Source organism: Ureibacillus sp. FSL K6-8385, assembly GCF_038593155.1.
GTDB lineage: Bacteria > Bacillota > Bacilli > Bacillales_A > Planococcaceae > Ureibacillus > Ureibacillus terrenus.
Map to the genome: position 1 here is coordinate 643,364 of NZ_CP151968.1, position 25,841 is coordinate 669,204.

24 protein-coding genes are annotated in these 25,841 nt (G+C 43.3%); 12 read left to right on the forward strand and 12 right to left on the reverse strand.

Going from position 1 to position 25,841, the window contains the following annotated elements:
* Positions 1 to 125 precede the first annotated feature (125 nt).
* From NST62_RS03045 to NST62_RS03070, 6 genes are all read right to left on the reverse strand, one after another.
* On the reverse strand, positions 126 to 1,322 hold the full coding sequence (locus tag NST62_RS03045; protein ID WP_141602972.1) for an MFS transporter: 1,197 nt from the start codon (positions 1,320 to 1,322) through the stop codon (positions 126 to 128).
* Positions 1,323 to 1,531: 209 nt separating this feature from the next.
* The gene (locus tag NST62_RS03050; RefSeq protein WP_141602973.1) at positions 1,532 to 2,608 is read right to left on the reverse strand and encodes a spermidine/putrescine ABC transporter substrate-binding protein; all 1,077 of its coding nucleotides are present in this window, start codon (positions 2,606 to 2,608) and stop codon (positions 1,532 to 1,534) included.
* Entirely contained in the window at positions 2,605 to 3,408 is an 804-nt protein-coding gene (locus tag NST62_RS03055) for an ABC transporter permease (protein WP_342463133.1), read from the reverse strand. The genes NST62_RS03050 and NST62_RS03055 overlap by 4 nt, the downstream gene beginning before the upstream one ends.
* Complete coding sequence (locus tag NST62_RS03060; RefSeq protein WP_141602975.1) at positions 3,408 to 4,214, reverse strand: ABC transporter permease; 807 nt, start codon at positions 4,212 to 4,214, stop codon at positions 3,408 to 3,410. The genes NST62_RS03055 and NST62_RS03060 overlap by 1 nt, the downstream gene beginning before the upstream one ends.
* Positions 4,207 to 5,307: an ABC transporter ATP-binding protein gene (locus NST62_RS03065; RefSeq protein ID WP_342463134.1), complete on the reverse strand. Its 1,101-nt coding sequence runs from the start codon at positions 5,305 to 5,307 to the stop codon at positions 4,207 to 4,209. Before NST62_RS03065 ends, NST62_RS03060 begins: the two co-directional genes overlap by 8 nt.
* Before the next feature lie 18 nt (positions 5,308 to 5,325).
* Complete coding sequence (locus NST62_RS03070) at positions 5,326 to 5,868, reverse strand: XRE family transcriptional regulator (protein ID WP_342463135.1); 543 nt, start codon at positions 5,866 to 5,868, stop codon at positions 5,326 to 5,328.
* Positions 5,869 to 6,213: 345 nt separating this feature from the next.
* On the opposite strand from NST62_RS03070, the gene NST62_RS03075 reads away from it, so the two are divergent.
* Both NST62_RS03075 and NST62_RS03080 read left to right on the forward strand, forming a co-directional pair.
* Positions 6,214 to 6,756, forward strand: a complete 543-nt coding sequence (locus tag NST62_RS03075; RefSeq protein ID WP_342463136.1) for a peroxiredoxin — start codon at positions 6,214 to 6,216, stop codon at positions 6,754 to 6,756.
* Positions 6,757 to 6,778: 22 nt separating this feature from the next.
* Positions 6,779 to 7,213 carry a redoxin domain-containing protein gene (locus NST62_RS03080; RefSeq protein WP_342463137.1) on the forward strand — a complete coding sequence of 145 codons (435 nt, stop codon included), beginning with the start codon at positions 6,779 to 6,781 and terminating at the stop codon, positions 7,211 to 7,213.
* A gap of 28 nt (positions 7,214 to 7,241) precedes the next feature.
* Here the strand turns inward: NST62_RS03080 and NST62_RS03085 are convergent, their stop codons facing one another.
* From NST62_RS03085 to NST62_RS03095, 3 genes are all read right to left on the reverse strand, one after another.
* The gene (locus NST62_RS03085) at positions 7,242 to 7,901 is read right to left on the reverse strand and encodes a TrkA family potassium uptake protein (protein WP_342463138.1); all 660 of its coding nucleotides are present in this window, start codon (positions 7,899 to 7,901) and stop codon (positions 7,242 to 7,244) included.
* A 234-nt stretch (positions 7,902 to 8,135) separates the two neighbouring features.
* On the reverse strand, positions 8,136 to 9,800 hold the full coding sequence (gene rnjA, locus NST62_RS03090; protein WP_342463139.1) for a ribonuclease J1: 1,665 nt from the start codon (positions 9,798 to 9,800) through the stop codon (positions 8,136 to 8,138).
* Between the two features lie 5 nt (positions 9,801 to 9,805).
* A complete protein-coding gene (locus NST62_RS03095) occupies positions 9,806 to 10,015 on the reverse strand; it encodes a DNA-directed RNA polymerase subunit epsilon (protein WP_141602989.1) in 210 nt (69 codons plus the stop codon).
* 418 nt (positions 10,016 to 10,433) lie between these two features.
* On the opposite strand from NST62_RS03095, the gene NST62_RS03100 reads away from it, so the two are divergent.
* Positions 10,434 to 11,204, forward strand: a complete 771-nt coding sequence (locus NST62_RS03100) for a Cof-type HAD-IIB family hydrolase (protein WP_342463140.1) — start codon at positions 10,434 to 10,436, stop codon at positions 11,202 to 11,204.
* Between the two features lie 150 nt (positions 11,205 to 11,354).
* Here the strand turns inward: NST62_RS03100 and def are convergent, their stop codons facing one another.
* Entirely contained in the window at positions 11,355 to 11,921 is a 567-nt protein-coding gene (gene def, locus NST62_RS03105; protein ID WP_141602991.1) for a peptide deformylase, read from the reverse strand.
* A 376-nt stretch (positions 11,922 to 12,297) separates the two neighbouring features.
* Between def and pdhA the strand changes: the two genes are divergently transcribed.
* The 4 genes from pdhA to lpdA are packed head-to-tail and all read left to right on the forward strand — an operon-like array spanning position 12,298 to position 17,144.
* Positions 12,298 to 13,401, forward strand: coding sequence for a pyruvate dehydrogenase (acetyl-transferring) E1 component subunit alpha (gene pdhA, locus NST62_RS03110; protein WP_141602992.1), 1,104 nt, complete (start codon positions 12,298 to 12,300; stop codon positions 13,399 to 13,401).
* 3 nt (positions 13,402 to 13,404) lie between these two features.
* The gene (locus NST62_RS03115) at positions 13,405 to 14,382 is read left to right on the forward strand and encodes an alpha-ketoacid dehydrogenase subunit beta (protein ID WP_141602993.1); all 978 of its coding nucleotides are present in this window, start codon (positions 13,405 to 13,407) and stop codon (positions 14,380 to 14,382) included.
* 20 nt (positions 14,383 to 14,402) lie between these two features.
* Entirely contained in the window at positions 14,403 to 15,728 is a 1,326-nt protein-coding gene (locus NST62_RS03120) for a dihydrolipoamide acetyltransferase family protein (protein WP_342463141.1), read from the forward strand.
* A gap of 3 nt (positions 15,729 to 15,731) precedes the next feature.
* Positions 15,732 to 17,144, forward strand: coding sequence for a dihydrolipoyl dehydrogenase (lpdA, locus tag NST62_RS03125; protein WP_328216608.1), 1,413 nt, complete (start codon positions 15,732 to 15,734; stop codon positions 17,142 to 17,144).
* 50 nt (positions 17,145 to 17,194) lie between these two features.
* Here the strand turns inward: lpdA and NST62_RS03130 are convergent, their stop codons facing one another.
* Positions 17,195 to 18,049: a TetR/AcrR family transcriptional regulator gene (locus tag NST62_RS03130; RefSeq protein ID WP_342463142.1), complete on the reverse strand. Its 855-nt coding sequence runs from the start codon at positions 18,047 to 18,049 to the stop codon at positions 17,195 to 17,197.
* A 108-nt stretch (positions 18,050 to 18,157) separates the two neighbouring features.
* Here NST62_RS03130 and NST62_RS03135 point away from each other — a divergent pair, with 108 nt between their 5' ends.
* From NST62_RS03135 to NST62_RS03145, 3 genes are all read left to right on the forward strand, one after another.
* Positions 18,158 to 21,244, forward strand: coding sequence for an efflux RND transporter permease subunit (locus NST62_RS03135; protein WP_141602997.1), 3,087 nt, complete (start codon positions 18,158 to 18,160; stop codon positions 21,242 to 21,244).
* A 167-nt stretch (positions 21,245 to 21,411) separates the two neighbouring features.
* Positions 21,412 to 21,849 carry a CidA/LrgA family protein gene (locus tag NST62_RS03140; protein ID WP_246045887.1) on the forward strand — a complete coding sequence of 146 codons (438 nt, stop codon included), beginning with the start codon at positions 21,412 to 21,414 and terminating at the stop codon, positions 21,847 to 21,849.
* Positions 21,824 to 22,501 (forward strand): LrgB family protein, encoded by a 678-nt coding sequence (locus NST62_RS03145; RefSeq protein ID WP_141602998.1) that lies wholly within the window; start codon positions 21,824 to 21,826, stop codon positions 22,499 to 22,501. Before NST62_RS03140 ends, NST62_RS03145 begins: the two co-directional genes overlap by 26 nt.
* A 248-nt stretch (positions 22,502 to 22,749) precedes the next feature.
* Here the strand turns inward: NST62_RS03145 and NST62_RS03150 are convergent, their stop codons facing one another.
* Positions 22,750 to 24,219, reverse strand: coding sequence for an aminotransferase class I/II-fold pyridoxal phosphate-dependent enzyme (locus NST62_RS03150; protein WP_141602999.1), 1,470 nt, complete (start codon positions 24,217 to 24,219; stop codon positions 22,750 to 22,752).
* Between the two features lie 147 nt (positions 24,220 to 24,366).
* Here NST62_RS03150 and NST62_RS03155 point away from each other — a divergent pair, with 147 nt between their 5' ends.
* On the forward strand, positions 24,367 to 25,326 hold the full coding sequence (locus NST62_RS03155) for a nitronate monooxygenase family protein (protein WP_141603000.1): 960 nt from the start codon (positions 24,367 to 24,369) through the stop codon (positions 25,324 to 25,326).
* 29 nt (positions 25,327 to 25,355) lie between these two features.
* Positions 25,356 to 25,634: a UPF0223 family protein gene (locus tag NST62_RS03160; RefSeq protein ID WP_141603001.1), complete on the forward strand. Its 279-nt coding sequence runs from the start codon at positions 25,356 to 25,358 to the stop codon at positions 25,632 to 25,634.
* The last annotated feature ends 207 nt before the right edge of the window (positions 25,635 to 25,841 follow it).

A 25,841-nucleotide genomic window follows, 5' to 3' on the forward strand; every position in this document is an offset into this window, starting at 1 on the left:
GATTTGCTCTTTTCTACTACCCCATGCTTCCGAGCAGCAAAAGGAATCTTTCTTTTCATGTAGAATATGGAAATGTGATAAAAAGAGCGGATGGAAGCCCGGTTTCCATCCGCTCACTATTTTATTCATCCATTGTTTTTCAATAATTGCGGCGCTTTATTGACAGTCCAAAGGTGGGCCAAGAGGTAGCAGCCGAATAAAATGAATGCACCGAAAATAAATGGAGAAGACAGTTTCCATTCAAGAAGTACACCTGCAAGGGAAGGGCCAATCATGTTGCCTAAACTCATATAGGCGTTGTTCATCCCGGCGGCAAACCCTTGTTCATGGCCTGCCAGTTTTGAAATCAATGTATTGACGGCCGGGCGAATAAAAGTCGTTGCAATTTGAAAGACGGATGCGACCAATAATATCAGGAAGAAGCCGTTGACATACACCATGCCGGTCATCGAAATGGCCGCTATGATCAAATTGACTAAAATGACTTTCATTTCTCCAAAGCGTCTAAATAATTGTTCAACAATAAATAACTGCAAAATCACCCCTAGAAAACCGCCGATTGTCATGATAATGGCGATATCCATAGGAGTATAATCAAATTTCTCTTTTAAAAACATGGACAAAGTGGATTGGAAATTGGCAATGCCGAAACTGAATACAAACACGACAATCAGCATGACAAAGTAAGAAGTATGTATGGAACGCGCCAATTGTTTAAATATATTTTCCTTGTTTGCCGGGATTCTTTCTTCGGTTGGCCGCAATTTAATATTCGGCAATACAATAAACGAGATGAGAGCGGCGATTAAAGCAACCACACCGACAAAATAGAAAGGGAAATGCAGGTTCACTTTTGCCAAAAAGCCGCCTATTCCAGGTCCGATCATAAACCCGAACGAAATGGCCGCACCTAATAGCCCCATGCTTTTCCCGCGTTCTTCCAGTGTGGTAATATCCGCCGCATAGGCCATCACCGGCGGCATGATGAAGGCGGCACCCGTACCGGTAAGAAAGCGGGCAAAAAACAGCATGCCCACAGCTTTTGCCATTCCGAAAATGATTTGGGAACATCCAAAAATGATGAGACCGATAATAATGAAGATTTTTCTACCGTGCTGGTCGGATAAATTTCCCGCGAAGGGTGAAAAAATAAATTGGGCAAAGGCAAAATCGGCAATTAAAAATCCGAGAATGGTTCCTCCAACCCCAAACAGTTCCAAATAGGAAGGCAACACCGGAACGACCGTGCCAATGCCTCCCATGGTAATGAACAAGTTAAACATCAACATGAAAATGATAAATTTTTTTTTGTTTTTTAACATATGTCCACCTTCCATTCAAAACACACATGAAACTATAACATAATGCAAAACCAAAAACTAGTAAAAAGATTTAGAAAACAGAAGTTACCTTTAAATAGTGAAAACTTTTTCAAATATATGCATTCTTAATCGCTTTTATCAATCAATAACAAAAAAAACCACCATTTTTCAATACGAAAAATGGTGTATTTTGAACTTTCGCCATTCGGCTACTTGATGGACATTTTGAATTCAAGAAAGTATTCATTATATTTTCCGAGCCATTCCAATCCCAAATTTTCATAGACTTCCAATCTATTTTTTATTTCTTCAGGAGGATAGAAGCGCTCATCATTGGCGATTTCCGGATCCATCAATTTCAATGCCGCTTTATTCGGAGTGGAATAGCCGACATACTCCGCATTCTGGGCCGCGTTTTCCGGATCCAGCATGAAATTGATAAATTTGTGGGCTCCTTCGATATTTTTGGCCGTTTTCGGGATGACAAAATTGTCAAACCACAAATTGGAACCTTCTTTTGGGACCGCATAATCCAATTCCTCGTTTTCTGCCATCATATCCGCCGCGGAACCGGACCAGGTAATGGCGACGGCTGCCTCATTATTTTCCATCATCGGAATGATTTCATCCCCGATTACCCCTTTAATATTGGGGGACAGTTTAATAAGCTTTTCAGTGGCTTTTTGCAACAGTTTATCATCTTTTGCATTCAACGATTCGCCCATTGAATTGAGGCTCATTCCCATCACTTCACGGGCGCTGTCCACCAGGAACACTTTGTTTTTCAGTGAAGGATCCCATAAATCGTTCCATGATTCGAATGTCAAAGGTTTTGAAAGAAGGTTCGGATTAAAGACGATGCCGACCGTACCCCAGAAATATGGGATGGAATATTTGTTTCCCGGATCAAAAGGCAAGTCCAAATAATACGGGTCGATATATTTCAAATTTGGTATTTTCGAATGGTCGATCGGATAGAGCAAATCTTTTTCGATCATCATTTCAATCGTATATTCGGAAGGGACCGCGATATCGTAGGTAGTTCCGCCTTGCTGGATTTTTGTCAACATGGCTTCGTTGGAATCGAATGTTTCATAAATGACCTTGATGCCTGTTTCTTTCGTAAATTTTTTTAATAATTTAGGGTCGATATAGTCCCCCCAGTTGTAAATGGTAATCGTATCTTTGCTCCCTTTTCCGCCGGAGGGTTCCAATTTTTCGGCAATGAAGTATAGTCCGGCACATACGAGCAAGATGGCGATGCTTAAATTAATGAGAGATTTCATAATCTGCCAATCCCCCCGTTAGCGAATTTCGTGCGGCGCGTTACGAAATAGTATCCGATGACAATAAGCACCGTCACGACAAAAATAATTCCGGAAAGGGCATTGATTGTCAACGAAATTCCGACGCGGGCGATGGAATAGATTTCCACGGATAATGTGGAGAATCCGTTGCCAGTGACGAAAAATGTCACGGCGAAATCATCCAAAGAATAGGTGAGGGCCATAAAGAATCCTGCAAAAATCCCAGGCTTAATGTAAGGGATGATGACGCGGTACAAGACATCTCTTCTTGTGGCCCCCAAATCTTGGGCGGCATCGATTAGATTTGGATTCATTTCCTGCAGCTTCGGCAATACCATTAAAACCACAATCGGAATGCTGAAAGCGATATGGGAAATTAAAACAGAAGCAAAGCCCAATTTTACTCCAATCATTGTAAAAAGAATCAAAAAGCTTGCCCCAATGACGACGTCCGGGCTGACAATCAAAATATTATTCAATGAAAGCAGGATATTTCGGATATTCCGGCGTTTGATGGAGAAAATCCCAATCGCCCCCAAAGTGCCGATGATGGTTGATATTAAGCCTGACAAAAGGGCGATGATCACGGTGTTGATCAAAATCACCAAAAGCCGGGAATCCTCAAATACTGCCCGATAGTGTTCCAGCGTAAAAGATTCAAAATCGTGCATGGAGCCGCCGCTGTTAAACGAATAGTAAATTAAATAGAAGATCGGCGCGTATAATATAACGAATACGATGATGAGATAAATTTTTGCTGGCATAGAGAGTTTTTTCATTATACGCGGCCTCCTTTAGTCCTTTTGGCAGTGAAAATCATGCTCGCAAACATGATCAGCACGAGGAATACAGCGATGGTTGACCCCATTCCCCAGTTTTGGGCAACGAGGAATTGCTGTTCAATGGCTGTACCTAACGTAATGACCTGGTTTCCTGCAATCAAACGAGTAATCATAAAGAGCGACAATGCGGGTATGAAAGTGACTTGGATGCCCGATTTCACGCCTTCAATCGTCAATGGCCAAATGACCCGGCGGAAAGTCGTAAAAGGCGAAGCACCCAAATCCCGTGCGGCATCAACAAGCGACGGATTCAGCTTGTCGATGGAGTTGAAGATCGGCATGATCATGAACGGGATGAAGATATATACGGATACGAATAAAAAGCTGAAATCCGTAAACAAAATTTGCTTCGGTTCAATGCCGAATACACTGATGAACGCATTAATCGGGCCATATAAACCAAAAATTCCGATAAAAGCATACGTTTTTAAAAGCAGATTGATCCATGAAGGAATGATGATGAACATCAGCCAAAGATGTTTATGCTTTGTTTTCGTCAAAAAATAAGCAGTCGGATAAGAAATCAATAAAGTAAAGAACGTAATCAGAATGGCGTAAAAAAAGCTTGTGAACGCCATTTTCAGATAAACGGGCGAGAAGAATCGTTTATAGTTTTCCAATGTGAAATTGCCTTGCAAATCGAGCATTGAATAGTAGATGATTAAAGCGATCGGAGCGATGACAAAGAAAACGATCCAAAGAAGGTAGGGGATGAGGGGCCCCTTCGCTACACGGTCACGCATTCTCACTCACTCCATATGACTCCAAACGCTTATCGAATTCTTCTTCCGTTTCGTTTAACCGCATGACATGGATTGCTTCCGGTTCAAAATATAATCCGATTTCTTCGCCGACTTCCGCCTTTTTCAAAGAGTGGACAAGCCATTCATTGCCGTCTTTATCGTAAGTGGATAATTCATAATGCACCCCGCGGAACAATTGGGTATCGACCGTTACGACGAGCTTCCCTTTATCTACCGAAGTGATTTCCAAATCTTCCGGACGAATCACCACATCCACTTTTTCGTTCGGTTTCATCCCTTTATCGACGCAATCAAACACTTTTCCGGCAAATTGCACTTTGTAATCTTCCAGCATGATGCCTTCCACAATATTGGATTCGCCGATGAAATCCGCCACAAACCGGTTGATCGGTTCATCATATATATCAACTGGAGAGCCGGATTGCTGGATTTGTCCGTCGTTGATGACAAAAATTTCATCGGACATCGCCAAAGCCTCTTCCTGGTCATGCGTGACAAATACAAAGGTTTTTCCGAGGCGCTGCTGCAGTTCCCTGAGTTCATACTGCATTTCATAGCGCAATTTTAAGTCAAGGGCGGATAAAGGTTCATCCAGCAAAATGACTTCCGGATCATTGACAATGGCCCGGGCGATGGCAACCCGTTGGCGCTGCCCTCCTGACATTTCGGAAATTTCGCGGTATTCAAACCCTTCCAGGTTGACGAATTTCAGCGCTTCCATCACGCGCTCCCGGATTTCTTTTTCTTTCATTTTTTTTATGCGCAAGCCGAACGCCACATTTTCAAAGACATTCAAATGCGGAAACAGCGCATAGTCTTGGAACACTGTGTTTACTTGTCTTTGATGCGGCGGCACGTTATTGATTTTTTTTCCATTAAAATATACATTGCCGCTGGATGGCTCTGTAAAACCGGCAATGATTCGCAGAATTGTGGTTTTTCCACAGCCGGACGGTCCAAGCAGCGTATAAAATTTTCCCTTTTCCAGTTCAAAGTTGATATTTTTTAGTACGACTGTTCCATCATCATAGGATTTTGAAACATTTTCAAATACAATAATTGGGGTACTCATAGCCAAGCCTCCTATTCTCTATAAGTAAGATTCAGTTGCTACGAGAAGTATCCGGGATTCGCCGTCATTGGCATTAAAAATTTGGTGGTTGTTTGTAGCCTCATAATAGACGGAGTTTCCTTCAACGGCATAAAATTCTTCTTCCCCCAACACAACCCGAATCCGTCCCTTTAGTACATAAATAAAGGTTTCTGCAGGAGAAGGTTCAAATTGCTTATACTCTCCGCCTTTTTGAAATGTGATGATCACGGGTTCCATTTCTTTGTCGTTGGAAGCGGGAATCAACCATTTGATTTCATATTTTTTCTCATCATCCAAATAAGAGGTCTGGTCTTCCTCGGCGTAAACGATTTTTTGTTCTTCAAAGTCATCATCAAAAAATTCTTTCGGAGTGGACCCCAATACTTCCAGGATCGTAAAAAGGGTGTCAATGGAAGGGGAATTTAAGTCTCTCTCCAGCTGGGAAATGTACCCTTTCGTCAAATCTGTTCTCTCTCCCAATTCCTCCTGTGTCAATCCTTTTTTTATTCGCAATGCTTTTATCTTCTTTCCAATCTGCATATAGAAATACTCCTCTGAATATCGAGTGTTGATTTGGATTTAACTTCACTGTATTAAAGTTTACTTATACAAAACTTTTGGTTTACAATCACAGTTTATGATTATACAAGATTTTAAAGGGAATGCAACAAATTTTATCGAAATGTCATTTTCTCCTCCGCTTAATTTTGCATTTAGTATGATGGAATTTGTTAAATTTATAAAATCATAAAAATTTGGAAAAGATTTGAGGCGGAACTGGAGATATTTGTCGTTTGTTTCTAGTATGATGAAATGGGAAGAGTATGGAGCAAAAAAACACATATCATTAAAACCAAAAAGTAGGAAAAATTGGGGGAATCTTATATGTCAGAACGCTTAGTGGGCAAGCGGGCTCCGTTCTTTGAAATGGATGCCGTGATGCCTGATAAGACATTTGGAAAAGTTTCTTTGGAAGAAATCATGAAGGAAGGGAAATGGACGATTCTATTTTTCTATCCGATGGATTTTACGTTTGTTTGCCCTACTGAAATAACGGCAATCAGCGACCGCTATGACGAGTTTCAAGACTTGGATGCGGAAGTCATAGGCGTTTCAACGGATTCCATTTACAGCCATTTAGCCTGGATCAACACGGAAAGGACGAAAAACGGCATTGGCCAAATCAATTATCCGTTGGCTTCAGACATAAGCCACAAAGTTTCGCGTGAGTACGGGGTGTTGATTGAAGAAAAAGGGGTGGCGCTCCGGGGATTATTTATCATCAGTCCGCTTGGGGAAATTCAATATGAGGTCGTGCATCACAATAATGTGGGACGCGATGTGGATGAAGTGCTGCGCGTTTTGCAGGCCCTTCAGACAGGGGGGGTATGTCCGGCGAACTGGCGCCCTGGCCAATCTACTTTATGATTTTGTACAAGGAGGAAATGGGATGAAATTGCGATCACCATTACCGGAACTGGATGGTGCAACGGCGTGGATCAATGGTCAGGTGACAAAGAAAGATTTGTTGGGAGAGAAACCGGTTTTGATTCATTTTTGGTCGGTCAGCTGCCATTTATGCAAAGAAAGTATGCCGGATTTGAATCAATTCCTGAAGAAATATAAAGATCAATTGAATGTAGTGGCCGTGCATATTCCCCGGTCGGAAGAAGATATGGATCTGGATAACGTTAAACGTACCGCGGAGGCATTAAACATGACGCAACCGATTTTTGTGGACCATGAGTTCGTTTTATCCGACCTGTTCGAAAATGAATATGTGCCATCCTATTATGTGTTTGACCGGTCCGGCCTTTTGCGGCATTATCAGGCCGGAGGAAAAGGGATCAAAATGCTGGAACAGCGGGTGGAACGGATATTATGAATGCCTGGCACTTTAAAGTGCCAGGCATTCATGTCATCGCGCGGTTGACGAAGCGGTTGATGTTGGATACTGCTCCAATGACCAGCAATATATCTCCCAATAAGATTTTCTCATCAGCTCTCGGGGAAATGATAATGTCCTCCCCCCGTTTGATACCGATGATGTTGATTCCATATTTTGCGCGAATATCCAAATCTTTAATGGAATAGCCTGCAATCCGTTCGTTTGACTTAATTTCCATAATGGAATATTCATCCGACAGTTCCAGATAGTCCAAAACGTTTGTGGACATCATGTTGTTGGCGATGCGGATTCCCATATCCCGTTCCGGATGGACGATGAAATCCGCTCCGATTTTATGCAGGACTTTCGCGTGATAATCGTTCTGGGCTTTCACTGTAAGTTTGGGAATGCCCAACTCCTTTAAGATGAGCGTAGCCAATATGCTTGCTTGAATGTCATCGCCGATGGCCACGATGACATGTTCAAAATTCTGCAAGCCGAGAGACTTAAGAGCATCTTCATCCGTTGCATCTGCTATGACCGCTTGTGTAGCAATTTTTGCATAATCTTCCACCCGTTCCGGATCGGAATCGATGGCCATGACGTCCGCCCCCAGCCGGACCAACTCTTCGACAATACTTCCACCGAAACGGCCCAGTCCAATTACTACGAATTCTTTTCTCATAATGCCCCTCCGTACGTTTATGGATGACATTATTTTAACCCACTTAATGGATTTCCACAAATGGAGGGGAAGCCCTGTCTGAGGAAACCGTTTAAGGCAACGGTCCGAATCCGCTTATGGTCTGCCAGGCAGCGTCAGGTTTAGCTAATTTTACTTTCATGGAAATTTGGGGTATATCAGCGAATGCAAAAAGGGACGGTCCAGAACATTTTCCTTTTTGGACCGTCCCTGTGTTTATACTTCCATAATGATTGGCAAAATCATAGGCCGACGTTTTGTTTTTTCAAATAAATATGGAACCAAAATTTCAGTAATTTCATTTTTTAATTCTGACCATTGGGTTTTTTCCCGAATTTTTTTTGCCAAATGATCAGAAATCATTTTTTGTGCTTCGCTAAGCAACGTAGCCGATTCGCGCATATAAACAAAGCCTCTGGAAATAATATCCGGACCTGCCACGATTTTTTGCTGTTTCATATCTACACTGACGACAACGATCACCAATCCTTCTTCGGAAAGAATGCGGCGATCGCGCAATACGATATTGCCAATGTCGCCAATTCCGCTTCCATCGATGTAGACATCACCGGATGGTACACGTCCTGCAACGTAAGCTTCATTCGGGCTTAATGCAAGCACGTCACCATTTTCCATCACAAACGTATTCTCGGCAGGAACATCGCAGTCAATGGCAAGTTTTGTATGCATTTTCAACATGCGATATTCACCGTGAATAGGCATGAAAAATTTCGGTTTCATGAGACGAATCATTAATTTCTGTTCTTCCTGGGAACCGTGACCGGACGTATGGATATTGTTGATGGAGCCATGAATGACCTCCGCACCCGCACGGTATAATAGGTCAATAATTTTATTGACGCTTATGGTATTTCCGGGAATTGGAGAAGATGAGAATACGACCGTATCGCCAGGCTGAATCTGAATTTGGCGGTGAGTGCCATTGGCGATCCGGGACAAAGCGGCCATAGGCTCACCTTGGGAACCCGTACATAAAATCAGCACTTCATTCGCCGGCAAACGATTGATGGTCTGTGCGTCAACAAATGTTTCTTTTGGCGCGTTGATGTATCCTAATTCCCGGCCAATCGAAATGGCGTTGTCCATAGAGCGTCCGAAAACGGCGATTTTTCTTCTGTATTGGACCGCAGCATCCGTCACCTGTTGAAGACGGTGAATATTGGAAGCGAACGTTGCGAAAATGATGCGTCCTTCCACTTTGCGGAAAATGTCGTGGATGCTTTCGCCAACTTTCCGTTCCGACATCGTAAAGTTGGGAACTTCAGCGTTTGTGCTGTCCGACAATAAGCAAAGCACTCCATCCCGGCCGATTTCGGCCATTTTCGTCAAATTTGCGGGTTCGCCTACCGGAGTAAAGTCAAATTTGAAGTCGCCGGTATGAACGATATTTCCAGGAGGCGTTTTTACGACAATTCCGTATGCATCCGGAATACTGTGGGTTGTCCTGAAGAAGGTTACAGACGTTTTTCGGAATTTGATGACGTCGTCTTCTTTAATTTCAATCAACTTTGCTTGTCGAAGTAATCCGTGTTCTTCCAATTTGTTCCGCAAAAGCCCGATCGCAAGCTTTCCACCGTACACCGGAACATTTACTTTCCGCAGCAGATATGGTACTCCGCCAATGTGGTCTTCATGGCCGTGGGTGATGAATAATCCTTTAATTTTATCGGCATTCCGAACTAAGTAAGTGTAGTCAGGAATTACGTAATCGATTCCTAAAAGATCGTCTTCAGGAAACTTGATGCCCGCATCGATGATGATGATTTCGTCTTGAAACTGTACACAGTACGTATTCTTACCGATTTCGCCCAGTCCGCCGAGAGCAAAAACGGCAGTTTGGTCATTCTTCACAAACTTCATAAAGTTTACGCATTCTCCAAACGGAAATTCGGGCTATTTTTTTCATATTCTAAATAATTGCCCTCTAATAATTGAATGTATTCAATCAAAATGTGGCGGTCCTTTAAATATTCGCGGACTTCTCGTTCAGAATTGGCTTCCAGGTACAGGCTTTTTGTGTTTTCGCGAATTGGCACTTCATCTGGATTTTCTTGATAATACACTTTGTAAATCATTTTTTCTCTCCTTCTAACCGTACATTTTCTGCATTTATTATTTTTCCACTTTTTACGAATATAATCAATTAATTTATATATTATAACGCAAATGATTTTCTCAGGATCACCATTTGCGTGAAGTGGCGGTTTTTTGATTGTAAAATACATATTGATAAATGGAATATTTCCTGATAGACAAATGCATTTTCTTTTATATTATCATGGGAATCTTTTAAAATAAAGAAAAGCCCTTCATTTCCGGAAGGGCTCAAGCGATGGATTTTTTGCCGAGGATGCCATTAAGACGTCTCAAAAGTTTCTTTTTGAGTCTTTTTAACATGGCACATCACTCCTTATTAAAAGTATAAAGTAGAATGATATATATGTAAAGTATTTTTCGTTTACATATAAATATGCATTGGAAGGGTAAGTGGGGATGAAGAAAGTACTGTTTTTTGACGTGGATGGCACGCTGTACAACAGCAAGAAACAACTGCCTCCGTCTGCGAAGGAAGCGATTTTCAAGGCTAAACGGAACGGCTATGAGGTTGCGATCGCCACAGGTCGGGCACCGTTTATGATTCAGCCGATTTTAAAAGAATTGGAGATTGATACATTTGTCACTTTTAACGGGCAATATGTGGTTTATAAAAATGAAGTAATTTTTACGGATAGTGTTCCGAAAGAAGATTTATCCAAAATTCTTGAATTCGGTTCAGAGCGCAATCATCCTGCCGTATTTATCGATGATCGGAAAATGATTGCGACGGCTCCCGGGAACAAGAAAATTGAAGAAAGTTTAAAGTCGTTGCGCTATCCTTATCCGAAGATCAATCCGCATTTTTATAAAGACAATGTGGTATACCAAACTTTGATTTTTATGGAAGAAAATGAAGAAACCATTTATCACCAGACATTTTCCAATGTGAAATTCGTCCGCTGGCACCCGTATTCCTGTGACATTCTTCCAAAAAACGGCTCAAAGGCAAGAGGGATTCAGAAAGTATTGGAAAAAATGGATGTCCCTATTGAAAATGCGATTGCCTTTGGCGACGGTTTGAACGATATTGAAATGCTCCAGGCGGCAGGCATCGGTGTTGCGATGGGAAATGCCAAAGAGCAGGTCAAAGAAGTGGCGGATGTTGTCGGCGGCCACGTAGATGACGATGGATTGGCAAAAGTGATGAAACAATTGGACATTATTTAATCTATGAATATGCATCCTATCCTTTTTTGACCCGGTGTTTGTCATGAAGAATTAACATTTCTTAACTTTTCTCCGGTTCCGATTCTCTTATCCTATTAAAAATTAAAACCCCGGTGGCACTGCATTTTTAAGCAAGTGCCATCGGGGTTTTTATTCTTGCTTTTCCGTTTCCAAAGGAAAAGCATTCGGAATAGGGGCGAAAGGATCTTCTTTATTGATATGGTCGTAAAACATGACGCCATTTAAATGGTCCAGTTCGTGTTGGAAACAGATGGCCGGCAGACCTTTTAGGCGCATTTTTCTCTCTTCGCCGTCAACTGTATAAAATTTTACAGTGATTCTTGCGTAGCGCGGCACATAGCCTGGCACGTTCCGGTCTACTGATAAGCAGCCTTCCCCTTGAGGCAAGTAGGTTTTTTCGGCGGAATGGCTGACGATTTTCGGGTTGATGGCGACAAAGCTTAACAGTTCGCCATTTTCATCTTCCAAATGCATGGCAAACATTCTTTTCAGGCAATTTACCTGGTTTGCCGCCAGTCCGATTCCAGAGCGCAATCCGTATTTTTCTGCAATTTCCGGATCTTGGCTATTTTTTAAAAACTGCAGCATGTCTTCTGCAAGTTTACGTTCTTCATCCGTTAGCGGGAATTTCATTTCTTCTGCCCGTGTTCTCAAAGCAGGATGTCCTTCCCGGACAATGTCTTTCATTAAAATCATTTTTTACTCCCTTTCAACTTCTCTATCAATTAAAGTTTTCCAATATAAAAATATCACATGTCATTTTCTTTTTCTAACTAAAAGTATCATTGAATATTATGCGTCATCTATAGGGGATAATGTATTCGGATATGGAAATTATTTTGCGAACATAATATGAACATTTTGATTAAAATATTAACTGTTATAATACAATTAGTTTTTGTGTTATAACAGGTTTTGTATTGTTTCTTCCTGAGTGAGTCAGAATAATTTTGATTTTTAAAGAAAAAACAATAATTGACCGATTTGTGACAGTGGTATATACTGTAATTAACCATAGGTTGTATCAGTTTTGAGAACGTTTAAATTAATACAGATAAAGGAGAGTTGTTTTATGAGCGGGAAAGTTTTTGATCCAAAAGGCGTGTTGGAAGAAGTAGAAAGCAAATTTGAAATGTTTCAGATATTGAACGAAGACGGGGAAATCGTCAACGAAGAATATGATCCGAAATTATCGGATGAAGATTTGGTGGAACTGATGTCCCGCATGGTTTATACAAGAATTTTGGACCAGCGCTGCATCTCCCTTAACCGGCAGGGGCGCCTCGGGTTTTATGCCCCGACTGCGGGGCAGGAAGCTTCTCAATTAGCTTCCCACTTTGCATTGGAAAAAGACGATTGGATTTTGCCGGGCTACAGAGATATTCCTCAAATCATTTGGCATGGATTGCCGTTATGGAAAGCATTCTTATTCAGCCGCGGTCATTTTGTAGGGAACCAGATTCCGGAAGGATTAAATATCGTACCTCCTCAAATCATTATCGGCGCCCAATACATTCAAACGGCAGGGGTTGCATTGGGCATCAAGAAACGGGGAGGAAAAAATGTCGCTGTGACATATACAGGAGACGGCGGTTCATCCCAGGGCGATTTCTATGAAGGGATCAACTTTGCGGGAGCCTTTAAGGTACCAGCCATTTTCTTCATTCAAAATAACCAATATGCAATCTCCACACCGCGTGAAATTCAAACGGCCGCCAAAACTCTTGCGCAAAAAGGTTTGGCGGCGGGCATCCCGTGTGTGCAAGTCGATGGAATGGATCCGTTGGCGGTTTATGTGGCGACAAAAAATGCCCGGGAGCGCGCGGTGGTCGGCGAAGGGCCGACATTGATCGAAACCGTGTGCTACCGATTCGGTCCTCATACAATGTCCGGGGACGATCCGACGCGTTATCGTACCGAAGATATTGACAATGAATGGGCAAAGAAAGACCCGATTGTGCGTTTCCGCAAATATCTGGAAGGCAAAGGGCTCTGGTCTGAAGAAAAAGAGACGGAAGTCATTGAAAGAGCGAAAAGCGATATAAAAGAAGCCATTAAGAAGGCGGATGAAGTTCCAAAACAAAAAGTGACGGATTTGATTTCCATCATGCATGAGGAGCTGCCTTTCAATTTGCAGGAGCAATATGAAATTTATAAAGCGAAGGAGCTGAAATAACCTATGGCACAAATGACGATGATACAGGCGATAACAGATGCGTTAAGAATAGAATTGAAAAATGATGAAAATGTATTGGTGTTCGGGGAAGACGTCGGCGTCAACGGCGGGGTGTTCCGGGCAACGGAAGGATTGCAAAAGGAATTTGGCGTCGACCGGGTATTCGATACTCCGCTTGCCGAATCCGGAATCGGAGGTCTTGCGATTGGACTGGCTTTGCAAGGATTTCGTCCGGTGCCGGAAATACAATTCTTCGGGTTCGTCTATGAAGTGATGGATTCCATCAGCGGCCAAATGGCCCGTTACCGTTATCGCACAGGCGGTACGTTCAATATGCCGATTACAATCCGTTCTCCATTTGGAGGCGGAGTGCATACTCCTGAAATGCACTCTGATAGTTTGGAAGGTTTGATGGCCCAACAACCTGGATTGAAAGTGGTCATTCCTTCGACTCCTTACGATGCAAAAGGATTATTGATTTCAGCAATCCGCGACAATGATCCGGTCATCTTTTTGGAGCATCTAAAACTCTATCGATCTTTCCGTCAGGAAGTGCCGGAGGGTGAATATACAATTCCGATCGGGAAAGCGGATGTAAAACGGGAAGGTAAAGATTTATCGATTTTTGCGTATGGGCTCATGGTGCATGAAAGTCTAAGAGCGGCAGAAGAATTGGAGAAAGAAGGATACTCGGTGGAAGTGGTGGATCTCCGCACAGTGCAGCCGCTTGATATAGAAACGATCATAGCTTCTGTCGAAAAAACGAATCGGGCAATCGTCGTCCAGGAAGCTCAAAAACAGGCTGGAATTGCGGCAAATGTCGTGGCGGAAATTATGGAAAGAGCCGTGTTAAGCCTGGAAGCTCCTGTGCTCCGGGTAGCGGCGCCGGATACGGTTTATCCGTTCCCGCAAGCTGAAAATGTTTGGTTGCCGAATTACAAAGACATTATCGAAACAGCGAAAAAAGTTTTAACATTCTAATCGGTGAAAGGGTGAACATAATGGCGTTTGAATTTCGTATGCCGGATATCGGCGAAGGGATCCACGAAGGCGAAATCGTGAAATGGTTCGTAAAACCGGGAGATGAGGTAAAAGAGGACGATATCTTATGTGAAATACAAAATGATAAAGCGGTTGTGGAAATCCCTTCCCCTGTCAACGGGAAAGTAGAAGAGATTTTGGTTGAAGAAGGAAATGTCGCGGTCGTCGGGGATGTGCTCATCCGGTTCGATGCCCCTGGTTATGAAAACATGCAGTTCAAAGGCGACGCGCACGTGGAAGAGGAAACGAAAAAAACGGAAGCGCAAGTCCAACGGGCGGCCGAAGACGGAAAGGTGGACGTTGTCAAAGAGAAAGCGGTTCGGACAGCGAAAGAAGTGGTTCCTCAATCGGCGAAAGAAGAGGTGGCCACCCGGGTCAAAGCAATGCCTTCTGTCCGCAAGTTTGCGCGGGAACACGGCGTCGACATCCGGCTGGTTGAAGGCAGCGGCAAAAATGGACGCATTTTAAAAGAAGATATTATTCGTTATATCGAAGGCAAACAGAAAGCCCAGGAGGTTTCGGAAGTTTCCGCTGAGAAGCAAGAAGTGGCGGCAGCGCCACAAGTTCCGGTATTGGAAGGGGAATTCCCTGAAACAAGAGAGAAAATTTCTGGAATCCGCAAAGCGATTGCAAAAGCGATGGTTCATTCCAAACATACAGCTCCTCATGTAACATTGATGGACGAAGTGGATGTAACCAAACTTGTTGCGCACCGCAAAAAGTTCAAGGACATTGCGGCGGAAAAAGGAATCAAGTTGACGTATTTGCCTTACGTCGTAAAAGCGCTGGTGGCGATGTTGAGGGAATTTCCGGAATTCAACCGTTCTTTTGATGACGAGACGCAAGAAATTATTCAAAAACATTACTATAATGTAGGAATTGCTGCAGATACTGAAAGGGGACTCCTTGTTCCGGTAATCAAACATGCCGATAAAAAATCCATTTTTGCGCTTGCGAAAGAAATAAACGAACTTGCAACAAAAGCCCGGGAAGGAAAATTGGCTCCAAATGAAATGAAAGGCGGATCGATGTCCATTACTAATATAGGGTCTGCGGGAGGCCAATGGTTTACTCCGGTGATTAATCATCCAGAAATAGCAATTTTAGGACTTGGAAGAATTTCAGAAAAGCCTATAATAAAAGAAGGTGAAATTATAGCAGCACCTATGTTAGCATTATCATTGAGCTTTGATCATCGTTTGATCGATGGGGCATTGGCTCAAAATGCATTAAATTATTTAAAACGACTAATCAGTGATCCAGAACTTTTATTAATGGAGGCGTAACAGATGGTAGTAGGAGATTTTCCAATCGAAATCGACACACTTGTAGTTGGAGCAGGTCCGGGCGGGTATGTTGCGGCAATTCGCGCGGCGCAAACCGGGCAAAAAGTAACGGTTGTGGAAAAAAATGAAGTGGGCGGCGTATGCCTGAACGTCGGATGTATCCCTTCCAAAGCGTTAATTTCCGTCGCACATCGCTATGAACAGGCGAAACATTCAGAAGATATGGGTGTCATCGCTTCTGATGTAAAACTTGATTTTTCAAAAGTGCAAGCGTTCAAAGACAGTGTTGTGAAAAAATTGACAGGCGGGGTAGCCGGACTATTAAAAGGAAATAAAATCGACGTTGTCAAAGGGGAAGCATATTTCGTTGACGCCAATACGGTCCGCGTCGTGAATGGCGATCAGGCCCAAACATACAAATTTAAAAACGCCATTCTTGCGACTGGTTCCCGTCCTGTGGAAATTCCGGCGTTCAAATATTCTGACCGCGTATTGAACTCCACTGGCGCATTGAATTTAAAAGAATTGCCTAAAAAATTGGTTGTCATCGGCGGCGGATACATCGGTACGGAATTGGGCACTGCCTACGCAACATTCGGTACGGAAGTTGTCATCTTGGAAGGCGCAAGCGATATCTTGGCCGGATTTGAAAAACAAATGACGCAAATCGTGAAAAAAGGCCTCAAGAAAAAAGGCGTGACAATCGAAGTGAACGCTCTTGCCAAAGGCGTGGAAGAAACTGAAAACGGGGTCATTGTCACTTACGAAGTAAACGGCGAAGAAAAGAAAGTTGAAGCGGATTATGTGCTTGTAACAGTTGGACGCAGACCGAACACAGATGAACTTGGTCTTGAACAAATCGGCATCGAGTTCGCTGAAAGAGGACTTATCAAAGTGGACAAACAATGCCGCACTAACATTCCAAACATTTATGCGATTGGCGACATCGTTCCTGGTCCGCAACTTGCCCACAAAGCTTCCTATGAAGGAAAAGTGGCTGCTGAAGCGATTGCAGGACATAAATCCGTTGTGGACTACTTGGCGATTCCGGCTGTATGCTTCACAGATCCGGAAATGGCTTCTGTCGGATATACAGAGGAACAGGCGAAAGCCGAAGGAATCGATGTGAAAGTGGCGAAGTTCCCGTTTGCGGCAAACGGCCGGGCATTGGCGCTAAATCAACCGGAAGGCTTCGTGAAACTTGTGGCGCGCAAAGAAGACGGCCTTATCATCGGTGGACAAATCGTTGGAGCGGGTGCATCCGACATGATTTCGGAAATCTGCTTGGCGATCGAAGGCGGTATGACTGCCGAAGATATCGCTCTAACAATCCATCCGCATCCAACATTAGGCGAAATCGTAATGGAAACTGCGGAAGTCCTTTTAGGAAATCCGATCCATATCATCGCAAAATAAATAAATTGGACAAAAAGGAGCAATCTGCGCGATTGCTCCTTTTTTTGTATTTATGAAACCGTTTGAAGATTCAAAACGTATTGTTTAAGGAGAAAAACAACCAATGAAAAGTCTTCAAGGTTTTCCAGGTTGGAAACAAGACCGTTCAGGATGGCCAGTCTCGGTCTTTCTTTTTTCATTTCTTCCATCAATAGAGCAATCGATTCCTCAATTAACGGCATTTCTTTATATTGGCCGTCCAATTGTTCAAGTAAAGATAAAATATACTCTTTTGATACCATTTCTTCAATATGGGCATAACTTATTGAATTCCACAGCTGTTCGGTAACAAAATGCAGTTTGCTATGTTCGGCGATTATGTTCACTTTTTCGGCAAGGCAATCGGCAAGACGCTCCAAATTATATTTTTGGGGATGCGTCGTAATAAATTCGGTATAACTGACCAATAAACCACGAACAACTAATAGTAAATCATATTTTAATTGTTCGCCCCTGTTTCCATAGGTTTGATGGATGATGGATAACAACGCTTCATGCTGAATGGCGTTAAATTCTTTTATTTTTTTAATGACTTCATTGTTCATCGGCTGGAAATTTTCGCGCATACACATGGAAATGAAGGAATAATGCTCTTCCAAAAGTTTGAAATTAAAATAAAAAAACTTTGGCAATTTTTCATCGACTGGAATGTTGTCATCCAAAATTTTGTTTTGGACAGCAATAAATTTTTTTATGAAATAATCGGTTATTTCCACCAATAAATCATCTTTTGATTTAAAACTGAGATAAAAGGCGCCTTTCGAAATCCCGCATGCTTCCGTGATATCTTGAATGGACGTCGATTCAACGCCTTTTTTCGAAAAAAGTTCAATCGCTTTTTCCATGATTATGTTTTTCTTTGACACAAAATCTCCTCCGGACATGAAAGAAATATTCCTGGTTCATTGACAGTGACCTTTTGGTCAATTATTATAATAAAATGTGACCGATTAGTCAAAAAAGGTGGGTTCGAATTGAATGGATTAGTGAATTTCGTCATCAAAAATAAGCTGGCTGTTTGGTTGTTGGCCATCATTCTAATGGCCACTGGGATTTACTCCACTTCCCGGATGAACAAAGAGACCATTCCCGACATTTCCATACCGTATATCAGTGTCATGACCGTCTATCCGGGTGCGACACCTGAACAGGCCATGAATGATATTTCAATTCCTTTGGAAAAGGCTGTGCAAAACTTAAAGAAAGTCGTGGGCGTTTATTCAACATCCTATGCGAACATGTCCAGCGTACAGGTCGAATATGAATATGGAACGGACATGATCGACGCGGAGCGGGAGCTGCGTTCCGTTATTGATGGCATGACATTCCCGGATACGGCGGAAAAACCGACAATTGCCAGATTTACCGTAAACACCTTCCCGATATTGGCGTTGAGCGTTTCAAGCGACAAAGAAGATATCGCCGAATTGACTTCCACTGTCGAAGAGGTCATTGTGCCTAAGCTGGAAGGCATTGATGGCGTTTCTTCCGTTTCGATATCCGGCCAGCATGTGAATAAAGTCGAAATCGAATATGACGAAGGAAAAATGGCTTCATTGGGCATAACGGAAGATGATGTGAAACAAATGATCCAAGCGAGCGACTTGAAAGCTCCGCTCGGTCTATATCCGTTTGAAGACAAAGAGCAATCCGTTGTGGTGGACGGAAAATTTACAACCGTTGATGAGCTGAAAAATTTGATGATTCCGGTTACGCCTACCGCCCAACATCCGATGCCTTTTGTGACATTGGGCGATATTGCGAAAGTGGAATTGGTGGGAGAAGTTGAATCCGTTTCCCGCACGAACGGAAAAGAAGCCATCGGCATCCAGATTGTAAAGGGACAGGAAGCCAATACGGTTGAAGTGGTCAATGAAGCGAAAGATATCATCAAAGAACTGGAAGAAAAATATGACGGATTGCATATCGATGTAACCCTAGACCAGGGGGAACCGATCGAAGAATCCATTTCGACGATGCTAGGAAAGGCATTATACGGTGCCGGATTTGCGATTATCATCATCTTGTTGTTCTTAAGGGATATTAAATCGACGATCATCTCCGTGATATCTATTCCATTATCGCTGATGATCGCATTTACGATTCTGCACCAAATGGATATTACGTTGAATATTATGACCCTTGGCGCGATGACCGTCGCTATTGGACGGGTGATTGACGACTCGATTGTCGTCGTGGAAAATATCTACAGACGACTGCACCTGAAAGACGAAAAATTGAAGGGCCGCGCGTTAATCCGTTCGGCAACGATCGAAATGTTTAAGCCGATTTTGGCCTCCACGCTTGTAACGATTGCCGTTTTTGCGCCTCTTGTATTAGTGGGTGGCATGGTAGGCGAACTATTTACGCCATTCGCTTTGACAATGGCATTCGCCCTGCTGGCATCTTTGCTGGTGGCTATTACCGTCGTTCCGTCCCTTTCCCATACGCTATTTAAGAAACAATTGTACGGCGACAGGAAAGGCGGAAAAATCAAACATTCCAAACCAAGTACCTTGGCATCCTGGTATAAACGAGTATTGCGCTGGTCATTGGATCATAAAGCCATTGCATCGCTGGTTGCAATTGCCCTGCTGGTAGGAAGTTTATTCTTGATTCCGGTCATCGGGTTCAGTTTCCTATCCACTGATCAGGAAAAAGTCATGTATCTCACTTATACGCCTGAGCCTGGTGAGACACGGGAAAAAACATTGGAAAATGTAAAAGTCGTTGAAGATAAATTGCTGGCCCGCGATGATGTGGAAATCGTTCAAGTATCCATCGGAGGCAGCGGCGGAGCCATGATGGCCATGATGGGCATGATGGGAACTGACGGAGCACTGATGTATGTCATTTTTGACGATGAAACCGAAAACTTCGATGAAGTACAGGATGAAATCGTCAAATATATTGAAGGTTTAAATCAATCCGGTAAATGGGTTAACCAAAACTTCAATATGTCGTTGGCCAACAACGAATTAAGCTATACCGTTTATGGCGAAGACTTGGATAAAATCGAAAAAGTTGTTTCCGACATCGAAAGCATCATGAAAGAGTCCGGAAATTTAAAAGATGTAGATACGACACTATCAGAGCGCTATGATGAATTCACATTAAAAGTGAACCAACAAACACTGTTGCAGTATGGCTTGACAGCAGGCCAACTGGCGATGATGCTGAATCCTAATAAGCAGGATGAAGTGTTGACAACTCTCAAAAAAGACGGAACCGAAATTGATGTTGTTGTGAAACGGAATGTCAACCTGGCTCCATCCTTTGATGAATTATTGAATCAACCTGTGCCGTCCGCTACAGGCGCCCCTGTGCAACTAAAAGATATCGTCGAAGTGGAAAAAGGCACGGTTTCCAATACAATATCCCGCAGCAAGGGACAATTGTACGCGACCGTATCCGGTACGGTAACAAGTAAAGACGTAACAAAAGCCTCATCGGAAGTTGATGAAAAAATTCAAAAGCTTGAGCTTCCAAAAGGGGTTGAACTCGGGGAAGAAGGCGTTACAGCCGATATGAAAGAAGCCTTTACACAATTAGGGTTTGCGATGATCGTCGCAGTAGGTATCGTTTACTTCATCCTTGTCGTGACATTTGGTGAAGGTTTGGCTCCATTTGTCATCCTTTTCTCATTGCCGTTTACCGTAATCGGTTCGTTGGTCGGCCTTTGGATTACGGGAGAAACGATTTCCGTATCGGTGATGATGGGAATGCTCATGTTGATCGGTATTGTTGTAACGAATGCCGTTGTATTGGTGGACCGGATTATCAACATGGAACGTACCGGCATGCCGATGCGTGAGGCAATACTGGAAGCAGGTGCCACTCGCTTGCGTCCGATTTTGATGACAGCCATCGCAACAATCGGAGCATTAATTCCGCTTGCGATAGGCGCTGAAGGAACAAGCATGATTTCAAGAGACTTGGGCATTTGCGTCATCGGCGGTCTGTTCAGTTCAACCATGCTGACACTGATTGTGGTGCCGATCGTCTACGAAGTATTATCCAAAATGTTGAAAAAGAATCGTGTTGAAATTGAAGAGGACTGATTCAAAAAAAGAATTCGCCACAGCGGCGAATTCTTTTTTATTTATCTATGAAAACTTCAAATCCATCTTCAAAATTCGAATTCTTCCGATTTTTCGAAAACAAAAGATAGACAACAGTTTGTCACAAGTATAAAATAACGGATACGGGAGGTGAGTTTTGGAAAAAGATGAACTTTTTCCGTTCATGTATGAAAGTGATCCGGATTGTCGCTCAGGTTTTGCTTTTGTATATTTTTTACTACGCAGGGGTATTGATTGTGGACATCACCCACCTTCCATTGCCTGCAAGCATCATCGGAATGGTGCTTTTGTTTATTTGTTTGCATTTCAAATGGATCAAGGTGGATTATATAAAAGAGGGCGCCAATTTCTTAATCGCCTTTATGACTTTATTTTTTATCCCTCCGATTATCGGAATTATTGATTATCCACAGCTGATTTCCGTATCCGGAACTTTGCTTTTGGCATCGGTGATTATCAGTACGCTGTTTGTGCTGCTAACGACGGGCATAATTTCCCAGTGGATCGAGAAAAAAGAATTGGAGATGAAAGAAAAGAAGGAAAAGGGGGAAGCGGAGCATGCAGGCAAGTGTATCCATCATTAGTACGGTTATTATATTCTTGTTGATGAGAAAATTATATACCCGATATCCCTCTCCGTTGCTCATGCCGATTTTGACTTCAAGCATCATCATCATCAGCGGTCTGTTGCTGTTGAATATTCCTTTTGACACCTACATGAAGGGGGGGCGGTACCTTCAGCATTTGCTCGGACCCGCTGTTGTGGCGCTGGCTTACCCATTGTACAATCAATGGGATAAAGTGGTGAAATATAAATATACGATTCTATCAGGGATAGTCATCGCGATGGTAAGCGGGCTATTGAGCGTATATTCGCTGTTGGTCGTATTTAAAATCGACAAAGAATACATATTGACCGCATTGCCTAAATCGATTACCACACCTGTAGCAATGCATGTAAGCGAAACCATTGGCGGGATTCCGCCGCTGACCGCCGTATTGGTATTGATTGCAGGATTTACAGGTGCCCTTCTTGGTTCGGTGGTCTTCACCCTTGGAAAAATTGAGTCCCCGATCAGCCGGGGAATTGCGATGGGGAGCGCCAGCCACGGGGTCGGTACGGCAAAGCTGGTCGATTATGGCGAACTTGATTTGTCGATCGGTTCCCTGTCAATGGGGCTCAGTGCGGTAGCCGGTGCGATTTTCTGCCCATTATTCGTATATCTATTGATGTAAGAATCTGTGCCGATTAGGTGCGGAAACGCCGTTCAACCAGAAAACGGCCGTTTCAATAGGGTTCATTCATTGAGACCTAAACCATCTTCAAAAAGCAGCCTTTCGACGAGGTAGCTTTTTTGCCCAAGGGGGAAGTCCATTGAAAATTACCACGCTTTTCATTGATTCAATGAAAAAAGGGAATCCGATCAGGTCCGGATTCCCCTTTATTGCCGGTTGTTCCCGGTTTCTTGCATGGATATATTAAACTAATAAATCGGCTTTCTTTCTTTTATGACCCGGATCGTATTCAGGCTCGCATCTTCAGGTCCCTGCACCGGAAGCCCCGCTTCAATGTTCATTTGAATGTACCTGATATTTTCTTCCGTAATGACTTCTCCAGGAATGAAAATCGGAATGCCGGGCGGATAGACCATGATAAATTCCGCACAAATATAACCCGCTGAATCTTTAAAAGGAATCACTTCCGTGCTGGAATAAAAGGCATCCCTTGGCGTCATGGCAAGAGCGGGTATATCCGGAACATTTACTTCCGTTTCCTTTATGCATGCTTCCGAATCAAAGGCTTGGGACATGCGCTGCAACGCATTCACAAGCAAATTCACTTCTTTTTTTGTATCTCCGAACGTGATGATGCAAAGGATGTTGTAAAGGTCCGAAAGCTCGACTTCGATGTTGGCGTTTTGCCGCAGCCATTCCTCCGCCTGATGGCCCGTAATGCCCAAATCTTTTACGCTGATCAATAGCTTGGTAGGGTCCATGTCGTAGGTTGCGGATGAATGGAGCCTCTCTCTTCCCGCCACCTTCAAATGCGGAATTTTCTTGATCCGTTTTCTGGCTTCCTTTGCAAGCCGAATTGTGTTGTCGATCAATTCATGGCCATGGACGGCCAATTGTCTTCTGGCGCAATCTAGGGATGCAAGCAGCGGATATGAGGTTGATGTCGTTGTCAACATCGATAATACAGATTGCACCCGATTGACGCTTACAAGCCCTTCCCGGACGTTTAAAACGGAGCTTTGCGTCAATGATCCCCCCAGCTTATGTACGCTTGTTGCAGCCATATCTGCCCCAGCTTCCATTGCCGAGATGGGAAGTGCATCATGAAACTTCAAGTGGATTCCGTGGGCTTCATCAACGATGACCGGTATATTAGCTGAATGCGCAATATCGACAATGCGCTTCAAGTCGGCAGCAAATCCATAATATGTCGGATTGATCACAAGCAAAGCTTTCGCATCTGGGTATGTGTTGATCGCCTTTTCGACCGATTCGGCACTAATTCCGTGAGTGATTCCATATTCTTCATCCACTTCCGGATAAATGAAAATCGGAATCGCCCCGGAAAGGATGATGGCTGACATAGTGGATTTATGGACATTGCGTGGTACCAAAATTTTATCTCCTGGACCGACGACAGACATGATCATCGCCATAATAGCACCACTAGTTCCTTGTACAGAAAAAAATGTATGGTCAGCACCAAAGGCTTGCGCGGCGAGTTCTTGCGCCGCTTTGATCGCGCCCTTTGGCGAATGCAGGTCATCTAGTGGGGCAATGTTGATCAAATCGATTGATAAAACGTTGTCTCCAACGAATTCTCTGAAAGCAGGGTCCATTCCTTGCCCTTTTTTGTGTCCAGGGATATGGAATTGGATCGGATGTCTGTTTCGATGTTTGAGCAATGCGTCGAACAGAGGAGTCTCTAACTGTGACAACGCAGGTACCACCTCGCTTTTGTTATCATTTTTATAAAACAAAAAAATTATAGCATCTATGGGCTGTACTTGCTATATAAATTTAAAGGAAATTCAGGTTTTATTGAAGAACTATTTTATCAATATGATAAAAAGGAGATGGGCATGATGAATTGGGAGACAAGAATCACGAAATTGTTGGGAATACAATATCCAATCATCCAGGGAGGACTCGCCTACTTGGCCTATTCGGATTTGGCGGCAGCCGTATCAAATGCCGGGGGACTCGGGCAAATTACAGCGCTCACTTTGGAATCCCCCGAACAATTAAGGGAAGAAATCCGGAAAACAAGAGAAAAGACCGATAAACCTTTTGGAGTGAATTTTGCTTTCGGCAATTATGGCAAAGGATATGAGCCGATGGTGGAAGTGGCGATTGAAGAAAAAGTGCCGGTCATTTCCATGACCGGAGGCAATCCGGCGCCGATGTTCAAATTGCTTGAAGGAGTGGATGTGAAAAAGTTAGTATTAGTGGCGGCGCGCAGACAAGCCCAAAAAGCCGAAGAACTTGGCGCCGATGCGGTGATGGTTGTAGGGCAGGAAGGCGGCGGCCATTTGGGACGGGATGATGTCGGGACAATGGTGCTCGTTCCGCAAGTCGTGGACAGCGTGTCCATTCCGGTCATCGCTTCAGGAGGAATTGGAGATGGACGGGGCCTGATGGCTGCTCTGGCTTTGGGGGCGGAAGGAATTGAAATGGGTACCAGATTCATCGCAACGAAAGAGTGCGTCCATGCATCCCCTGCATATATTGAGGCCCTCTTAAAGAGTTCCGAAACGGATACAACGGTCATTAAGCGTTCCCTTGGCACTCCTGCCCGGGCATTGAAAACCGAGTATACCGAAAAGATTTTGCAGATTGAAAAGGAAAACCCAACATACGAAGCGTTGAAAGAATATATTAGCGGAGAGGCAAATAAACGTTTCATTTATGATGGGGATATTCAAAACGGCTTTGGCTGGGCAGGCCAAGTTGCCGGACTCATCAAAGATGTCCCGACGGTGAAAGAATTGTTTGACCGGATGATCCGGCAGGCGGAAGAAATACGCTCAAAGTGGGGAAGATAAGAAAAACTATACAAAGTGAGGTTCAGACAATGCAATATGCATATCCTATTTCTCCGGATTGGACGGCGGAGGAAATTATTACGGTCGTAAAATTTTTTGAAGGGATTGAACAGGCCTACGAAAAAGGAATCAAGAGGGAAGAGATAATTGAAAAGTATCGGCGTTTCAAAAAAATCGTTCCTTCGAAAGCGGAAGAAAAGACGCTGTTCCGCGAGTTTGAAGAGGTCAGCGGATATGCCAGCTATCCGGTAGTGAAACAGGCGAGGGAATTGAAAGACGGTGATTGGATTTCTTTTAAAACGGAATAAAGGCGAAAAAAAAAAGGAGCATATCATCATGCTCCTTTTTCTGTTCCAAAAGGAAATTTTATGATGGCGGAAAGTTGAATAGAAGTCGTCCCGAGGAAAAAAAACAAAGGAAAACTGTAATGTTTACCGCCGCTTTGAGCATATTAATTATACAACATATAGCAGGAAATAAACGATTTCCCAATGGATTAAAATAAAGGAATGAAA

Excerpts from the sequence above, each read along its gene's own strand:
- NST62_RS03065 (WP_342463134.1), bottom strand. The coding sequence starts at position 5,307 with ATGAGTACCCCAATTATTGTATTTGAAAATGTTTCAAAATCCTATGAT.
- NST62_RS03100 (WP_342463140.1), top strand. The coding sequence starts at position 10,434 with ATGAAGAAAGTACTGTTTTTTGACGTGGATGGCACGCTGTACAACAGC.
- NST62_RS03085 (WP_342463138.1), bottom strand. The coding sequence starts at position 7,901 with ATGAGAAAAGAATTCGTAGTAATTGGACTGGGCCGTTTCGGTGGAAGT.
- NST62_RS03055 (WP_342463133.1), bottom strand. The coding sequence starts at position 3,408 with ATGAAAAAACTCTCTATGCCAGCAAAAATTTATCTCATCATCGTATTC.
- NST62_RS03095 (WP_141602989.1), bottom strand. The coding sequence starts at position 10,015 with ATGATTTACAAAGTGTATTATCAAGAAAATCCAGATGAAGTGCCAATT.
- def (WP_141602991.1), bottom strand. The coding sequence starts at position 11,921 with ATGATTTTAATGAAAGACATTGTCCGGGAAGGACATCCTGCTTTGAGA.
- NST62_RS03145 (WP_141602998.1), top strand. The coding sequence starts at position 21,824 with ATGCAGGCAAGTGTATCCATCATTAGTACGGTTATTATATTCTTGTTG.
- NST62_RS03060 (WP_141602975.1), bottom strand. The coding sequence starts at position 4,214 with ATGCGTGACCGTGTAGCGAAGGGGCCCCTCATCCCCTACCTTCTTTGG.
- NST62_RS03070 (WP_342463135.1), bottom strand. The coding sequence starts at position 5,868 with ATGCAGATTGGAAAGAAGATAAAAGCATTGCGAATAAAAAAAGGATTG.
- NST62_RS03080 (WP_342463137.1), top strand. The coding sequence starts at position 6,779 with ATGAAATTGCGATCACCATTACCGGAACTGGATGGTGCAACGGCGTGG.
- NST62_RS03075 (WP_342463136.1), top strand. The coding sequence starts at position 6,214 with ATGTCAGAACGCTTAGTGGGCAAGCGGGCTCCGTTCTTTGAAATGGAT.
- NST62_RS03115 (WP_141602993.1), top strand. The coding sequence starts at position 13,405 with ATGGCACAAATGACGATGATACAGGCGATAACAGATGCGTTAAGAATA.
- pdhA (WP_141602992.1), top strand. The coding sequence starts at position 12,298 with ATGAGCGGGAAAGTTTTTGATCCAAAAGGCGTGTTGGAAGAAGTAGAA.
- NST62_RS03160 (WP_141603001.1), top strand. The coding sequence starts at position 25,356 with ATGCAATATGCATATCCTATTTCTCCGGATTGGACGGCGGAGGAAATT.
- NST62_RS03155 (WP_141603000.1), top strand. The coding sequence starts at position 24,367 with ATGAATTGGGAGACAAGAATCACGAAATTGTTGGGAATACAATATCCA.
- NST62_RS03050 (WP_141602973.1), bottom strand. The coding sequence starts at position 2,608 with ATGAAATCTCTCATTAATTTAAGCATCGCCATCTTGCTCGTATGTGCC.
- lpdA (WP_328216608.1), top strand. The coding sequence starts at position 15,732 with ATGGTAGTAGGAGATTTTCCAATCGAAATCGACACACTTGTAGTTGGA.
- NST62_RS03140 (WP_246045887.1), top strand. The coding sequence starts at position 21,412 with ATGAACTTTTTCCGTTCATGTATGAAAGTGATCCGGATTGTCGCTCAG.
- NST62_RS03045 (WP_141602972.1), bottom strand. The coding sequence starts at position 1,322 with ATGTTAAAAAACAAAAAAAAATTTATCATTTTCATGTTGATGTTTAAC.
- rnjA (WP_342463139.1), bottom strand. The coding sequence starts at position 9,800 with ATGAAGTTTGTGAAGAATGACCAAACTGCCGTTTTTGCTCTCGGCGGA.
- NST62_RS03120 (WP_342463141.1), top strand. The coding sequence starts at position 14,403 with ATGGCGTTTGAATTTCGTATGCCGGATATCGGCGAAGGGATCCACGAA.